The sequence below is a fragment of the Paenibacillus lautus NBRC 15380 genome, assembly GCF_004000945.1.
In the GTDB taxonomy this organism is placed as follows: Bacteria; Bacillota; Bacilli; order Paenibacillales; family Paenibacillaceae; genus Paenibacillus_AQ; species Paenibacillus_AQ lautus.
In genome coordinates this window covers 1-15,784 of the sequence record NZ_BIMF01000011.1, presented here as the reverse complement: position 1 = coordinate 15,784, position 15,784 = coordinate 1, and the positions used below count along the sequence as shown (strand labels likewise).

General features: G+C 49.7%; 12 protein-coding genes and 1 riboswitch. Of the genes, 9 read left to right on the top strand and 3 right to left on the bottom strand.

All coding sequences use genetic code 11. The annotated features are described in order from the left end of the window. Positions 1 to 2: 2 nt before the first annotated feature. The 3 genes from PLA01S_RS18975 to dapA all read right to left on the bottom strand — a co-directional run bounded on the left by PLA01S_RS18975 (position 3) and on the right by dapA (position 3,068). Positions 3 to 455 (bottom strand): hypothetical protein, encoded by a 453-nt coding sequence (locus PLA01S_RS18975; RefSeq protein ID WP_127593541.1) that lies wholly within the window; start codon positions 453 to 455, stop codon positions 3 to 5. A 27-nt stretch (positions 456 to 482) separates the two neighbouring features. Next, a complete protein-coding gene (locus PLA01S_RS18970) occupies positions 483 to 1,925 on the bottom strand; it encodes a PAS domain-containing sensor histidine kinase (protein WP_127593540.1) in 1,443 nt (480 codons plus the stop codon). 243 nt (positions 1,926 to 2,168) lie between these two features. Continuing rightward, the gene (gene dapA / locus PLA01S_RS18965) at positions 2,169 to 3,068 is read right to left on the bottom strand and encodes a 4-hydroxy-tetrahydrodipicolinate synthase (RefSeq protein WP_127593539.1); all 900 of its coding nucleotides are present in this window, start codon (positions 3,066 to 3,068) and stop codon (positions 2,169 to 2,171) included. 111 nt (positions 3,069 to 3,179) lie between these two features. Between dapA and PLA01S_RS18960 the strand changes: the two genes are divergently transcribed. From PLA01S_RS18960 to mglC, 9 genes are all read left to right on the top strand, one after another. After that, a complete protein-coding gene (locus PLA01S_RS18960) occupies positions 3,180 to 4,055 on the top strand; it encodes a LysR family transcriptional regulator (RefSeq protein ID WP_127593538.1) in 876 nt (291 codons plus the stop codon). A 62-nt stretch (positions 4,056 to 4,117) separates the two neighbouring features. After that, positions 4,118 to 4,198: riboswitch (ZMP/ZTP riboswitch) on the top strand. An 82-nt stretch (positions 4,199 to 4,280) separates the two neighbouring features. Next, positions 4,281 to 5,441, top strand: a complete 1,161-nt coding sequence (purT, locus tag PLA01S_RS18955; protein ID WP_127593537.1) for a phosphoribosylglycinamide formyltransferase 2 — start codon at positions 4,281 to 4,283, stop codon at positions 5,439 to 5,441. Between the two features lie 321 nt (positions 5,442 to 5,762). After that, positions 5,763 to 7,121, top strand: a complete 1,359-nt coding sequence (locus PLA01S_RS18950; RefSeq protein WP_127593536.1) for an MATE family efflux transporter — start codon at positions 5,763 to 5,765, stop codon at positions 7,119 to 7,121. A gap of 197 nt (positions 7,122 to 7,318) precedes the next feature. Beyond that, a complete protein-coding gene (locus tag PLA01S_RS18945) occupies positions 7,319 to 8,953 on the top strand; it encodes a response regulator (protein WP_127593535.1) in 1,635 nt (544 codons plus the stop codon). Between the two features lie 5 nt (positions 8,954 to 8,958). Further along, positions 8,959 to 10,788, top strand: a complete 1,830-nt coding sequence (locus tag PLA01S_RS18940) for a cache domain-containing sensor histidine kinase (protein WP_127593534.1) — start codon at positions 8,959 to 8,961, stop codon at positions 10,786 to 10,788. Next, positions 10,781 to 11,782, top strand: coding sequence for a substrate-binding domain-containing protein (locus PLA01S_RS18935; protein ID WP_127593533.1), 1,002 nt, complete (start codon positions 10,781 to 10,783; stop codon positions 11,780 to 11,782). The genes PLA01S_RS18940 and PLA01S_RS18935 overlap by 8 nt, the downstream gene beginning before the upstream one ends. 199 nt (positions 11,783 to 11,981) lie before the next feature. After that, on the top strand, positions 11,982 to 13,007 hold the full coding sequence (locus PLA01S_RS18930; RefSeq protein ID WP_371860435.1) for a galactose ABC transporter substrate-binding protein: 1,026 nt from the start codon (positions 11,982 to 11,984) through the stop codon (positions 13,005 to 13,007). Positions 13,008 to 13,103: 96 nt separating this feature from the next. Continuing rightward, on the top strand, positions 13,104 to 14,660 hold the full coding sequence (locus PLA01S_RS18925; RefSeq protein ID WP_127593531.1) for a sugar ABC transporter ATP-binding protein: 1,557 nt from the start codon (positions 13,104 to 13,106) through the stop codon (positions 14,658 to 14,660). Beyond that, positions 14,638 to 15,657 (top strand): galactose/methyl galactoside ABC transporter permease MglC, encoded by a 1,020-nt coding sequence (gene mglC / locus PLA01S_RS18920; protein WP_127593530.1) that lies wholly within the window; start codon positions 14,638 to 14,640, stop codon positions 15,655 to 15,657. The genes PLA01S_RS18925 and mglC overlap by 23 nt, the downstream gene beginning before the upstream one ends. Positions 15,658 to 15,784: the final 127 nt, after the last annotated feature.

The following is a 15,784-nucleotide window of genomic DNA, read 5'->3' as shown; positions in this document are numbered from 1 at the left end:
GATTACAGATTCTGGAGATCGTTCGCAAGCATCTGATGGCTCTCCTTGTCGGTGACCTTATCGAGATACCTTATCGCGTTTTCTTTGGACGCCATAGCTTGCTCCTTGTTTCCCAGGACCAGATAGGCTCGGGCTTCCGCTTCATACCCGTAACCTATATAGAATGGCTCGAGGCTTGCCGAGGATCCGACAATGACGCAGCGCTTGGCATAACGCAGTGCTTGATCGCCTTGCCCCACTACCGCATACACTCTGGAGAGCTGCCAATATCCAATGGAAAGGTTGCGCTGAGTATGATCTTCAACCTGTGTCCAGTGCCAGAAGGAGCTGTGACATATGTGAATCATGTTTTCTTCGTCTTCCGGTGTACGCTGTTTGTTCTCCAAGATATCCCATACTTGATTGAAGCAGTCCATCGCAAATTGTTTATGTGTTTTTGGTTCCTGATTGTCCATGCCTTTGCCTCCGATAATATGTATGCGTTATAAAGCCGGTAAATGGATCGTAAAGGTTGTCCCATGATCAGGTATGCTCTCTACGTTCATCGTTCCGCCATGATTATGAATAATGTTCTTGGTAATCATCAGTCCGAGTCCCGTCCCGGTGTCTTTGGTTGTAACAAAAGGCTGCCCCAGGGATTGGATTTGCTCCTGCGTCATTCCAACCCCTTCATCCTGCACGATAATTTGAACCTCTTGAGCGTTGTGCAGAATGTCCAGGGTAATGGTGCCGCCTTGATTCATCGCTTCCATGGCATTTTTCAGCAGATTGATGAATACTTGCTTGAGCTGGTTGACTTCACCCTGGACGAAGACCGGTACCCTCGGATAATGAGGGATGATCTCGATATTTTTGAGGGCTGCTTGAACCTTCATAAGCGTAATGATCTGTTCCATAATGGCATACACGTCGATGGGTCCGCTGACGTGAACGCCCTGCGGTTTCGAAAGTACCAGAAGTTCATTGACAATGAGCTCGATGCGTTTGAGCTCCGATTCAATGATTTCAAAATAGAGCTCGTTGCTGCGTTCCGCTGATCGCAGCAACTTCACGAATCCATTAATCGAAGTTAATGGATTTCGAATTTCATGGGCAATGCCGGCGGCCAACTGACCGGCGGTGGTCAGCTTCTCGGATTGCATCACGCGATCCTCTTCCATCTGCTGTTCTGTGATATCTCTGAAGATCCCGACCGCTGCTTTCTCGCCATCATAATTGATGATGAACGTGAACCCGTTGACCATTTTCTCTTGCCCGTCCAGACAGCGTATCAAATAATCGACGCTTCCGATCTCTCCGCTCTCCGCATATTTTGCCCTGCGTTTCATCAATGCGTTATGGTACGATGCGTCGACGATCACATCGGTTGAAATTCCAAGGACGTCACGGGGATGCGTAGCGTTAACAAGTCTGAGCCCGGCAGGATTAACATAGTGGACAATGCCTTTTTTTGTGATGAGTACGGAGAGGGGAAGTCCTTCCAGCAGCTGCAGAAAAGAATGTTCCTTCTCGTTGAGCTTCTCTTCCTTCTGCTCCAGCTGTTTCATGAGCTGTCTCAGCAGCGTTCGATCCTCGAATTGTACCAAATATCCCTTGGGACCCCGCTCCGGATCCTGCTCAACGCTGCAACGTGCATGAAGGTATAACTCGCGATCGGACGGATGGCGATAAGCATATTCAAACGGGGTTACGGATTGCTGAAGGCCATGCGCAGCTCTTGCGTTCTGAACCACTCGATTCAGTAACTCGCGGAAGCTGTTTTCTTCTTGCGGCGCCCCGGCAGTTAACTCCTGCTGTGTGTATCCCAATAGATCACATAGTGCCGAATTGACCTTGAGAATCGTTCCTTCAAGCGATACCATTGCCATTCCGATTACAGATTGTTCAAAGGCAAAATCATGATTAGGGCTGGAATAGGGCAGCACTGCAAATCTCCTTTCAAAATTCTGGGAGGATTGAATGTACCCATATTATAAGTGGGTCGAAATCATTCATCAATCCTTTAAAGCGATAGATCTAAGCAGGAATTTCATACTTTCGCATAAAAATCTGCATCATCCATCACATTTGTCTTGAATTGAAAGTGTGCATGCCCCATAACATGAATCTTTCAGCTTAAGAATGGCAAGGCAGCGAGTACGCCTAGCCGTTCTCGAGGAGAAAGCAGGTTACACCGAGAAGTCGGTGTTTGTCAGTTGTTGAATTGCGTGATCTAAAGATAGCTTAAGCTTTTCCGTAATGGGCCCCATAGGCAGACGAAGGGTATCCGATGAGATCAGGCCTTGCTGGGCAAGCAGCCATTTTAGCGGAGCGGGATTGGATTCTTCGAACAGCTTATGAATGTAGGGAAGCAGGACTTCAAACTCCATTTCGGATCGAGAGTAATCTCCCAGGGCAGCTAATTGAAATACCCGAATGAGAGCCTCGGTATTCACATTGGCCGATGCCAGAATTCCCCCAGAAGCTCCATGACACAGCATCTCATGAAAGAGGACATCGTTGCCGCATAGAACGGGCTTTGTATCGTATTGGGATAAACTTCTCGTAAGCTCCGTACTCGCGGTGCTGTCTTTCACCCCGATCACCCCGGGGATCTCCATGATTCTTCTTATGGCATCAACCGGTAACCGGATTCCAGTACGCGAAGGAACCTCGTACAGAATGACCGGGATCCCGACCTCGGCCACCTTTCGGAAATGCTGCAGGATACCATCGATCGAAGGGCGACTGTAATACGGCGTGACCACCAATACCGCATCAGCACCGATATGACCTGCCAGTTCCGTTCGCTTCATACTGGACACCGTATCATTCGTACCGGTACCTATGATGAGCGGCAATAGCCGTCCGTCCAGACTCCCACGCGTTTCCTCCACAACCTGCACGACTTCCTCCCAAGCTACGGTCGGCGCTTCACCGGTCGTTCCGTTGATGACCAATCCCTGAATATCATAGGATAACAAATTCTTTAAATAACGCTGATAAGAGGGACGATCCAGTTCGTAATCCTGTGAAAAGGGAGTGATCACAGGAACATAAATGCCATGCAGTTCTTGCTGAGTCAGCATAATCTTTCCTCCAATTCATGAGTGATGGCTATACTTTATCATGGGAATTAAGATCGGTGTTATCTATAATAATAGATAGTTATTATCAATATTATTGATAAGGAGAGAGTGATGGAACTTATCTACCTGCAAACCTTCAGGGAGGTTGCGATTCGCCAGAGCTTTACAAAAGCGGCGGATGAGTTGGGTTATGCCCAATCCAGCGTAACCACCCAAATTCAGAAGCTGGAGAAGGAATACGGCGTCAAGCTGTTTGAGCGGTATGGCAGAGGCTTACGCCTGACGAAGTCGGGTGAGGAGCTGTTCAAGTATGCCGTTCAAATGCTGGATCTGTTTCAGCAGTCGAAGGAAAAGCTGACCAAGCAAGGTGGAGGCACCTTATCGATCGGAACGATAGACTCGTTGGCCGCTTATTTTCTTCCGTCCGTCATTCACCAACTGAAACTAAGGCATGAGGATCTTGTCATCCGTTTACAACCGGATCGTGAAGATAACATCATCAGTAAGGTGAGAGAGGGCGAGTACGATCTCGGTCTTATTTTGGATGAAAAACCGGAGGATTCCTCCTTGAATTGGATCCCCGTTCGGGAAGAGCCCCTCCTGCTGATTGCCCATCCGGATCATCCGCTTCATGTTGAACCTGTCATAGAGCTAGAACATCTGGCTGATGCCGAATGGATTATGCCCGAGGATAGTTGTAATTACCGCATGATGTTGGAAAAGGTGCTGCGTGCCAGCGGAGTTCCAATGCGAATAGGACTGGAATTGGGCAATCCCGAGGCAATCAAGAGATATGTGATGTCCGGTACGGGTATCTCATTATTGCCGAGGATGGTAGCAGAGGAGGAAATCAAGCGTGGTGAGCTTGTGATTCTTCCTTTTGCGCATTCTGACATTCGTTTGGACATTCAGTTGGTCATTCACCCCAAGAAGTGGCTTTCACAATCGCTGAAGGATGCAATCGATATGCTGAAGTCTAAATCCTAATGTCGCCTTGGGTGATATTGCAATTAACGGAAAGATTCAGTATGATTTAAATAACAATGTATAGGTTTATGTGTGACTGGCGTAGCATGGGGGACCATGAGGGAGCACATAGATGACGACGGCCGTACGCCTGGGCAGAGGTAAGGGGAGTTTATTTCCCTTACCTCTTTTATTATTTTCTGCTTTTATAAGTCTCTGAAACTACGAAAAGGGGATAAAACAACGATGTTAAAAACGAAGAAAATACTGCTGCTAGGTTCGGGAGAACTGGGGAAAGAAGTCATCATTGAGGCCCAGAGACTGGGGGTTGAAACCGTAGCCGTCGATCGTTATGCCGACGCTCCTGCCATGCATGTTGCCGATCATAGCCATGTCATCGATATGCTGGATGGGGAGAAATTGCGCGCAATTATTGAGCAGGAGAAACCGGACCTGATCGTGCCCGAAATCGAGGCACTGGCTACCTCGGAGCTGGTTAAGCTGGAGAAAGAGGGGTATCGGGTTATACCTACTGCCAGAGCTGCGAAGCTTACGATGGACCGTGAAGGGATTCGCCGGTTAGCTTCAGAGGCGTTGGGACTTCCTACTGCAGACTATCGATTTGCCGATACGTATGAGGAATTTAAACAGGCTGTCTTGGACATGGGGTTCCCGTGCGTGATTAAACCTCTGATGAGTTCCTCTGGCAAAGGCCAGAGTGTATGTCGCTCCGAAGGGGATATTGAGCCCTGCTGGAACATCGCCATGGAAGGCGGCCGTGTGCAGAACGGAAGAGTGATCATTGAAGAATTCATTACGTTCCAATCGGAGATCACGCTTCTGACCGTCCGCTCCGTCAATGGAACAAACTTCTGTGCGCCGATCGGGCATATTCAGGAGAGCGGGGATTACATCGAATCCTGGCAGCCGCACAGCATGTCGGAAGAGCAGATCGAGGAAGCTAAGTATATTGCAAGGACGATTACCGACGAGCTTGGCGGTTATGGATTGTTTGGTGTTGAATTGTTCCTGGCGGAGGATAAAGTGTATTTTAGCGAGGTATCTCCGCGACCGCACGATACCGGATTGGTTACGCTGGTCACGCAAAATTTATCTGAATTTGCACTTCACATCCGTGCCATTCTAGGGTTTCCGATCCCGGAGATCGAATTGATAACGCCGGGAGCCAGCCGTCCGCTGAAAGCGGCGCGAGAGCTGGAGAATTACACAATTACCGGCGCCGAGCAAGCACTGGCTATTCCGAATACGCAGCTGCGTATTTTTGGGAAACCGGTGACCAAGGTCGGAAGACGGGTCGCAGTTGCGTTATCAACCGCCGGCGCAGTAGAGGAAGCGCGTTCGCGTGCGAAGCAGGCTTTGGATAAGCTTGCTGTTGAAGAAGCATAATCATTCTCGATTCTTAGGGTGGTGCTTCCATAATCATATAAAAAAAGATCAACCGATGAACCGGTTGATCTTTTTTCATTGACGTTAATTCATGGATTAGAACGGGTATGAACCGTCCTGATCATCATGTCTTGTTTTCGTTTAAGTTTTGATGATAAATATGCAGAAATTTATGTTCTTTCATGATAAGATACACAAGAATACAAACGACACTCACCCATTATAATGTTTTCAATGCGATGCTTTATAGGTACGGTTTAAAGCATTATCATACCAAATAAATATATAGAGGAACGTTTATGACGGCATAGGAGAATCTACATGAGAGACATGACGCAAGGAAGTCCGATCAAGCTGATTATCATGTTTACGATCCCGCTTTTGATCGGAAATATTTTTCAACAATTTTATAATATGGCGGATACCCTTATCGTGGGGCGGACCATTGGTGTGAACGCTCTTGCGGCTGTTGGCTCGACGGGCAGTATTTTGTTTTTTGTCATTGGCTTTGCCCAAGGCTTGACGGCAGGTTTGTCCATCATAACGGCCCAGCGCTTTGGCGCCAAGGATATCGCGGGCGTTCGCAAAAGCGTGGGAACGAGTATATGGATTAGTCTTGTATTCACGGTTTTCCTCACCATTGTGAGTGTCATATTTACGAGGCCCGTCCTCGTCATGATGAACACGCCGGCAGAAATTTTGGATGATGCTTATTCGTATTTAATCGTCATTAACTGGGGCGTTGGCGCAGCCGTTCTGTTCAACTTGCTGGCTAACCTGCTTAGAGCGCTCGGGGACAGCCGGACGCCGCTTCTCTTCCTGGTGGTCGCAAGTATTCTGAACATTGTTCTTGATCTGTTATTTATTCTCGTATTCAAGATGGGCGTAGCCGGAGCAGGGCTGGCCACGGTGGTCTCGCAGCTGTTCTCCTGTCTGCTCTGCTTATTATACATTCATAAAAAGGTTCCGCTTCTGCAGTTCAAGAATGCCGATTGGTCCATCGATTGGAAATTTATACGCCAGCATATGTGGGTCGGTTTCCCGATGGGCTTCCAAGCCTCTATCATTGCGATCGGAGCCATCATCTTACAGATTACGCTTAACGGTCTCGGGGCAACAGCCGTAGCCGCATATACTGCGGCTCAGAAGATTGACATGCTCGCTACGCAGCCCATGAGTTCCTTTGGCATTACGATGGCGACTTTTGCCGCCCAGAACTTCGGAGCGAATCGCATAGACCGAATTAAGCTCGGAGTTAAACAATGCATTTGGGTCTCGGGATCATTCAGCATCGCCGTGGGCTTGCTGGTTATATTCGCGGGTCCTGCAGCCGTCAGCCTCTTTGTCGGTCAAGGACAGGAAGAATTGCTGTCCCTTAGCAGGCTGTATTTCTTATCGAACGGTAGCACCTATTTGCTTCTGTCGCTGTTGTTCATCTACCGTTTCACGCTGCAGGGGCTGGGACAGAGCTTTATCCCAACCGTAGCCGGCATCATGGAACTGATCATGCGGGTATTGGCTGCCATCTTCCTGACCGCGCAGATCGGGTTCCTCGGCGCAAGCCTGGCGAATCCCTTGGCTTGGCTCGGAGCCGTCATTCCGCTCGGTATTGCCTACTACCTGAGCATTAAAAGATTAAGCACGCCTGCTAAACCCCTCTCCATACCGGTTCAGGCGTAAGGACTTTACACAATCGAATTCAGAACGAATCATGACTTAAAGAACAGAAATCACTCTGTTGCTCAAGAGCCATGCATTCGTTCTTTTTTTTCTTTTAAAAAGCGTGAAAATGATACATTCCAAATTTGGATGCGCCGCGGTAAGATCACATTAGATTCTTTTAACTAATTTGACAGAATAGAACAGGAGGGGTTGCCTTGTATAAAGTGCTGTTAGTGGACGACGAAGCCGACGTAAGAGAGGGACTCGTGCAGGAAATCCAGTGGGGAGCCTGCGGATTCACGATCGAGGGAACGGCGGAGAACGGGAGAGAGGCCGTGGAGCTTGCGGAGCGATTGGAGCCGGATGTTGTCATTACCGATATCAGTATGCCGTTTCAGGATGGGCTCCAGCTGGCCTCTTGGCTCAGAGAGTTTCAGCCGCTGTGCAAAATCGTGATCTTAACCGGATACGATGAATTTGATTATGCCCGTCAAGCGATTACGCTCAGCGTGGACGAGTATTTGCTTAAGCCATTCTCTGCCGAAAGCTTCATGGAGCTATTGGGGAAGATCAAAGACAAGATTGATATGGAGGTTGCGGAGCGAGAGGATGTGCGCCAGTTGAAGGAGCATTACCGCACGAGTCTGCCTTTGCTTCGGGAATCCTTTCTTGCATCCCTGCTAACCCGGAAATTGCCCCGCTCGATCATTGAGGAGAAGACTCGAAATTACGGTTTGTCTTTGAATGGGGGGAGTTACCTGGCTGCCGTTATGGCATTATATCCCGCTTCTGTAGATAAGGAGCATACGTCCTCAACTTCCCTTCGCCATTCGGGAGACTTGGATTTAATGCTGCATGCCATGCTGAACATTGCTAAGGAGCTTCTGGATCCCGAATTTTTTGTAAGCGTATTCATATATCAGGACAGCATTGTGCTGTTGATTACGAATGACGAGAGCGAAAACGAAGCGTGGTTTAGCGAGCTGTCGATGACTCTTGAGCGCTTGTTAAAAAGCATTCTTCATTATTTGAAGCTTCCGGTTACGATTGGCGTGGGCTCCATGGTGCGGAATCTGTCTGACCTTAAGCTTTCCTATCAGGGTGCGCTGCTGGCGCTCGACTACCGATTGATTCTTGGTGCCGAGAAAGTCATCTTCATTGATGATGTCGAGCGTCCGAGACCGGAAGGGGTCCGTCTGGATGAACTAAAGGAGCAAGCGCTGATCCGCAGTCTAAAGCTCGGAACCGAAGAGGAAGTGACTGAAGCAATCTCGCACATATTTGATGAACTGATCGGTGCCTCCTGTACCATTCAGGACGTTCAGGTATACCTTCTGGAGGTTGTAACGGCTGTATTGCGATCGGCCAAAGAATCCGGGATTGAGATAGAGGCATTGTTCGGCGCAGGATTTCAGCTGCATGCGGAGATCTTCAAGTTTTCCGGATTGCAGGAGGCTAAAGCTTGGCTTCTGGACATTAGTTTGACTATACGCAAGCATATCGCCAGCTCCAGGCAGCATGCGTACAAAGACATCGTGGAGAAGGCACTCCAATATACCCGGGAGCATTACGGAGATTCGGAGCTATCGCTGCAGAAGCTGTGTATGCAGCTTCATATCAGTACAGGTTATTTTAGCGCTGTGTTCAAAAGAGAAGTTAAAATGACTTACGTGCAGTATTTGATGCAGCTTCGGATGGAAACGGCCAAAGAGCTTCTTCGATCATCGGATCTTAAAGCTTTCGAAATCGCGGAGCGTGTCGGATATGCCGATCCGAATTATTTCAGCTTTTGCTTCAAGAAGCAGGTAGGCATCTCACCCAAGGAATACCGGACACAAGCAAGGAGGTAGAACGGTTGAAAATCACGTATGCCAAGCGGGGCTCAATTAAACCAACCATTCAGCGATGGGTTAGGCGGGTACGCGCACACAGCATTCAATCGATCATCATGTGGTCCTTCTCGGCATTTATTCTGCTTATCGTGATCGTGGTAGCTGTTCTGTTGTTCAATAAATTCTCGCGATCGGCTGAGCAGAGCGTATTTCTGAATGCCCAGCAAATTGTAGATCAGGTAAGCTATAATCTCGAGGATTATGTGGACGGGATGGCACAGCTGTATCGGGCCATTGAGGAAAACATGCTCGCGGACGGGCAATGGGACGATGATCAGGTCACTCAACAGCTGAACACCATCATGCGAAGTCGGGATGACATCGTCTCCATCGCTTTATTTAATGAACAAGGCGATATGCTGAGGAACCACCCGGCCATTCCGGTTAAACCCAGCGCCCGGGTGACGGAGCAGAGCTGGTTTCACTCGGCCATGAGAGTCTCCAACCATCTGAGCTTCTCACTGCCGCATGTGCAGAATTTGTACGACCATACATTTGAATGGGTGGTTACGATGAGCAAAGGAATTACGGTTGTTCATAACGGGGAGCCGACCTATGTCATTTTGCTGGTGGATATCAACTTCAAGAAAATCGATGAGCTAAGCAGCCGTATTAGCCTGGGTAAGCGGGGGTATGCGTACATCATCGATGAAGGAGCGGGAAACATCGTATACCATCCCCAGCAGCAGTTAATTTACATGGGACTTCGGAATGAGAGCGTAGAGCGGGCGCTTACTTCCTCGGACAGCTACATTGATGAATCGGATGGAGTCAAGCGGCTGAATACGGTGAAATCGGTCGTCAACATAGGATGGAAAATCGTTGGGGTTTCTTATTTGGATGAAATCATGACGACAAGAGAAGAGGTCAATCGTTATCTGATTCAGGTCGTGGCGATTGTTCTGGTGCTTGCCATCGTGGTTTCCCTGATTCTCTCGGCCATGCTCACCCGCCCCATCCGCCGGATGGGCAGAACGATGAAGGCGGTGGAACGTGGCGATTTTAATGTGAAGCTCCCGATGCGGGGGCCACTGGAAGTAGTACAGCTGTCCAGCCGGTTCAATCTGATGCTGGATAAGATCAGGCAGCTCATGAAACAGATTGTGAAAGAGCAGGAATCGAAGCGTAGATACGAGCTGGAAGCTTTGCAGGCTCAGATCAACCCGCATTTTTTATATAACACGTTGAATTCGGTTGTCCGTATGGTGGGCATGAGCAAGAAGGAGGAGGTCATTACGATGATTACTTCCTTGTCAAAGCTGTTTCGTTTGAGCTTGAGCAAAGGGAAGACATCCATAAGCGTCCGTGAAGAGCTGGAACATGCAAGGCATTATTTGACCATCCAACAGATGAGGTATAAACAGAAATTCGATTTTATGATCGAAGCGGATGAAGCGGCGCAGTCTTGTTACACGCTAAAGCTGGTGCTGCAGCCCTTAATCGAGAATGCCATCGTACATGGCATTGAGTATATGGTGGATCAGGGACATATTCACATAACGGCTGCTATCAAAGGCGACCTATTGGAGATGACGGTGACGGACAATGGAGTCGGGATGTCTCCCGCGATGGTTGAAAGGATATTAGAGGTTGAAGCGCTGCGTCATAATCCGGCTCCATTTATCAATACGGCAGGCTCCGGCGTGGCCGTTCGAAATGTTCATGACCGCATCCAATTGTATTATGGGCATCGTTTCGGTCTGGAGTTTGAGAGTGAGCTCGAAGTGGGCACTACCGTTCGCATACGGATTCCGGTCATTCACGACATGGAGGAGGGGCTGGAGAATGATTAGAATTCATCGTGTGGTACGGATACCGGCTGTACCCAAGGGCTATCTCGTTGTACTTATCCTATCCTTGATCCTCTTAACCTCGTGTTCATCAGGCCCAACCAAGGATGAGAATGAGCCCGAATTTCGGCATATTGCCCTCGTAGCGCCCATACACGCCGAAGAGCAGGGTGATGCCATCCGATTAGGCGCCGAGGCAGCTGCCAAGGAATACGGATTGGCGCTTGATTATATCTCCCTGGAGCCAAGTGACGATGAAGCGGAGCAGTTGCAAGCAGCATTGAAGGTGCTGGAGAAAGGCTCCTCCGCGATTTTGATCGATCCGGCATCCGAAGCTGTACTGCAGAAATTAGGTGATCAAGCATCAGCAGCTGAGGTGCCCGTCATTGCTTTGAATGATCAACGAATGACGACAGGCGTCCTCTCCGCCATTGCCATCAATAATGAGGTGGCCGGACGCAAGGCGGGGGAGCAGCTGGCCGAGTTGCTTGAAGGTCGGGGTGTTGTCGCCATACTTCGATCCGACAGGGAGGATCCCGACTTAATTGCCCGCGAAGAGGGCGCCAAAAGCGTATTGTCGGAAATGAGCGGGATTCAATTAACGGACGGAGCTGCGTGCGGCAAACGCGAAGATGCATGCTGGCAGGCGGCCAAGCAGCTGCTGGACCGGGGATCCGTCGACGGGATTCTGGCACTCGATATTCAGGCCTCCTTGGGAGCGGCCAAAGAAGTCGCGAGAAGGAAAGTTCAGGGGAAGATCAAGATTGTCACCTTCGGAAGCGATCTGGAGCAGCTTCAGCTTCTGCAGGATGGCATCCTTCATAAGCTGGTTGTGCAGAACGGGTTCAGCACGGGTTATCTGGGAGTAGAACAGGCCGTGAAGGTCTTGGATGGTTCGAAATATGACAAGCCGATTGTGCTTGAGACCAAGGTGATTGATGCTGACAATATGTTCTGGATGGATAATCAGAAGGTGCTGTTTCCATTTGTGAAGTAACGAAGTCCCGACCCTTAGAGGCAAAGTGATGAGAATTTTGCTAGAAAGCATGAGGATTTTGAATTCGAATGTCAGAAGCATTGCGGCATAATGGCGGTAGACAGTGAGATATGGCATATAAATTGCCGAACCCGTCACTGAAAATTCGAATGAAACAGGGAGGTCAACCCAGGTGAAGAAAAAATGGCTGTTAATCCTTATGGCCGGCATGATGCTGATCACGGCGGCATGCAATAACGGCGGGAGCAGTTCAACCGGCAGCGAAAGCAAGGAAGGTGAAGCGGCGAGCGGCAGCACACCTCAAGTCGGGGTGGCGATTTACAAGTTCGACGATACGTTCATGACGGGCGTTCGGAACGCGATGACCGATGCAGCGAATGGCGTAGCCAAACTGGATATCGTGGATAGCCAAAATGCGCAGCCCACCCAAAATGAGAAAATCGATCTGTTTATTTCGAAGAAATACAGCTCCATGATCATCAACCCGGTGGATCGGACGGCCGCCGGCGTCATTATCGATAAGGCTAAAACTGCGAATACGCCGGTGGTCTTCTTGAACCGGGAGCCGATCGCGGAAGATATGAACAAATGGGATAAGGTGTATTACGTAGGGGCGAAAGCCGAGGAATCCGGAACGATTTCGGGTCAGCTTATCGTCGATTATTGGAAGGCCAATCCGAAGGCGGATAAGAACGGGGATGGCAAGCTGCAGTATGTATTGCTGCAGGGCGAGCCGGGACATCAGGATGCCGAGCTGCGAACCAAATTCTCCGTGCAGGCGATTCAAGATGCCGGGATCGAGGTCGAAGCGCTTGCGGTGGATACCGCCATGTGGGACCGCGTGAAGGGACAGGAGAAGATGCAGGCCTTCCTTGCATCCCATGGTGACAAGATTGAAGCGGTTCTGGCCAACAATGACGATATGGCGCTCGGTGCCATTGAAGCATTGAAAGCAGCGGGTTACTTCAGCGGCGACAAATATATGCCGGTTGTGGGCGTAGATGCGACAGCTCCGGCCATTCAGGCACTGGAAGACGGAACGCTTCTCGGCACCGTGCTTAATGATGCCAAGAGCCAGGGCAAAGCTTCCGTCGCGATCGCCGCAGCACTATCCAAAGGAGAAACGCCAAACAAGGACAACACCGGATTTGATATTACCGACGGCAAATACGTATGGATCGCTTACAAAAAAATAACGAAGGACAACATCGCCGACGCGAAATAATAGCAGGGTTATAGGAAGGGGCAGCGGCTATTCGTAGCGTTGTCCCTTTATATTCGGCTCTTTTCGACTCGGCCAGCGAAGGAGGTATCCCCCAAGGTGACGGAACCGTATGTGCTGGAGATGCGGAATATATCGAAGGCGTTTCCCGGTGTTCAGGCGCTAAGCGACGTAACATTTAAGGTGAGACCAGGCACCGTTCATGCTCTTATGGGTGAGAACGGGGCAGGTAAATCAACATTGATGAAATGTTTATTCGGCATATACAAGCCTGATGAAGGCGATATTTATTTGAACGGCAGCAAGGTAACCATCAACAGCTCCAAGGATGCACTGAATCACGGAATTTCCATGATCCATCAGGAACTTCATCCCGTGCCGCACCGCAACGTGATGGAGAATATATGGCTGGGAAGATTTCCGGTGACGGGCTTCTGGCCTTTGAAATTCGTGAATGAGAAACAGATGGCAGAAGATACGCTCCGCCTGTTCCGCGAGCTCGATATCGATATGGATCCCAGGGCAAGAACAGGTGCGCTCTCTGTGTCCAAAATCCAATCGCTGGAAATCGTCAAAGCGGTATCCTATCGCTCCAAGGTCATTGTCATGGACGAACCGACCTCATCGCTGACAGGCAATGAAGTGGAGCATCTGTTCAGCATGATGAACAGGCTGCGTTCGCAAGGCGTGTCCATCGTCTACATCTCGCACAAAATGGAAGAGATTTTGCGCATATCCGATGACGTGACGATCATGCGCGATGGGAAGTATGTGGGCACATGGCAAGCCGGCGAGCTGACAACCGATTTGATTATCACCCGCATGGTGGGGCGGGACTTGACGGAGCGCTATCCGGAACGGACGAACGTTCCCGGCGAAACCCGGATGCAGGTCCACCAATTAAGCTCCACGAATCCGAAATCGTTTCAGAATGTGTCCTTCGAGCTAAGACGGGGAGAGATTCTGGGCATTGGCGGCCTTGTCGGCGCACAGCGAACGGAATTGGTTGAAGCTATATTCGGGCTTCGTCCAGTGGCTTCCGGAACCATATCGATAAACGGGAAGCCAGTAAAGATCAAATCACCCTCGGATGCCAAGAAAAATAATATGGCGCTGCTGACGGAAGAGCGCAGAGTGACCGGCATATTTCCGGTTCTCTCGGTCTATGAGAATACCGTCATTGCCAATCTTCGAAGGTATCAGAACTTCGCGTTCCTGTTAAATGAACGCAGAGGAATCGAGGATGCGCGAACGAACGTGGAGCAGCTGAGAACCAAAACTCCCTCAGTCCATACCCAGATTCGGAACCTGTCGGGCGGCAACCAGCAGAAGGTGCTGCTGGCGAGATGGCTTCTGACTGAGCCTGAAATCCTTCTGCTGGATGAACCGACCCGTGGAATCGATGTCGGCGCCAAGTTCGAGATTTATTCGATCATTACAGAGTTAGCCAAGCAAGGAAAGAGCATTATTATGATTTCTTCCGAAATGCCCGAGCTGCTCGGAATGTCCGACCGAATCATGGTGATGAGCGAAGGACGGCTGACGGGAATACTCGCAGGGCAGGAAGCAAGCGAAGAGGAAATCATGCGGCTTGCCGCACAGCAGCGGTCAGCTGATTCGGGAGGGGAAGTCGATGAATACGCAAACCATCGGTAAGGTAAAAGATTATTTGGCGCAGCGCGCCATATTCGTAGTATTGATATTGCTTGTTATCGGGATTGCCGTCGCAGACCCAAACTTTCTGGCCTTCTCCACGCTGCGGGATATTTTGCAGCAATCCTCCACCCGATTAATTATCGCGCTTGGCGCGGCATTTATTCTGATCACCGGTGGGGTTGACCTCTCCGCAGGACGCGTTGTCGGTTTAACGGCGGTCGTATCGGCTTCCATGCTGCAAACGGAAGTATACGCAAACCGCTTCTTCCCGGACCTGCCCCAAGTATCGGTTGTATTGCCGATCCTTATCGGTATATTAGCGGGGCTTATCGTTGGTTTAATCAATGGTTTCATTGTAGCTAAACTGCATGTGCCGCCATTCATAGCGACGCTCGGTACGATGGTCGGCATTTACGGCGTCAATTCCATCTATTTTGATATGGAGCCGAACCAATCCCAGCCGATTGGCGGGTTGAGACCGGACTTTACCGTGTGGGGCAGCGGCTACATCGACTTCGGCGGCGGATATTCTCTCCCCTACATCGTCATTATCGCCGTCTTTGTTGCGTTCATCTGCTGGGTGATATTCAACAAAACCCGGCTCGGCAAAAATATGTATGCTATCGGCGGCAACGTGCAAGCGGCGCATGTATCGGGGATTAATGTAGCCCGTAATCTCATAGCGATCTACGCTATTTCGGGTGCGTTGTACGGCATCGCCGGTGTGCTGGAGGCTGCGAGAACCGGGGGGGCGACGAATAACTACGGCAACATGTATGAACTGGATGCGATTGCCGCATGCGTGGTTGGCGGGGTATCCACTGCGGGAGGCATCGGCACGGTGCCGGGCGTGATGGCCGGTGTGCTTATCTTCGGTGTCATCAATTACGGATTAACCTTTATCGGCGTCAGCCCATACTGGCAATTGATCATTAAAGGGCTTATTATCGTAGCAGCGGTTGCATTTGACATTCGTAAATACATGGCAAAAAAATAAAAGGAAAAGAAGCCGCTGGAATATATCCTGCGGCTTTTGTAATAGATTATAGAATTTATTAGTTTTCAGCGGAGCTGAACAATTCAATAATCGCAAGAAAAACTTCCTCTAAGCGCGGTCTGTCTTC

Coding starts and splice junctions, on each gene's coding strand:
- PLA01S_RS18975 (WP_127593541.1), bottom strand. CDS start 455: ATGGACAATCAGGAACCAAAAACACATAAACAATTTGCGATGGACTGC.
- dapA (WP_127593539.1), bottom strand. CDS start 3,068: ATGCTGACTCAGCAAGAACTGCATGGCATTTATGTTCCTGTGATCACT.
- PLA01S_RS18960 (WP_127593538.1), top strand. CDS start 3,180: ATGGAACTTATCTACCTGCAAACCTTCAGGGAGGTTGCGATTCGCCAG.
- purT (WP_127593537.1), top strand. CDS start 4,281: ATGTTAAAAACGAAGAAAATACTGCTGCTAGGTTCGGGAGAACTGGGG.
- PLA01S_RS18950 (WP_127593536.1), top strand. CDS start 5,763: ATGAGAGACATGACGCAAGGAAGTCCGATCAAGCTGATTATCATGTTT.
- PLA01S_RS18935 (WP_127593533.1), top strand. CDS start 10,781: ATGATTAGAATTCATCGTGTGGTACGGATACCGGCTGTACCCAAGGGC.
- PLA01S_RS18930 (WP_371860435.1), top strand. CDS start 11,982: ATGGCCGGCATGATGCTGATCACGGCGGCATGCAATAACGGCGGGAGC.
- mglC (WP_127593530.1), top strand. CDS start 14,638: ATGAATACGCAAACCATCGGTAAGGTAAAAGATTATTTGGCGCAGCGC.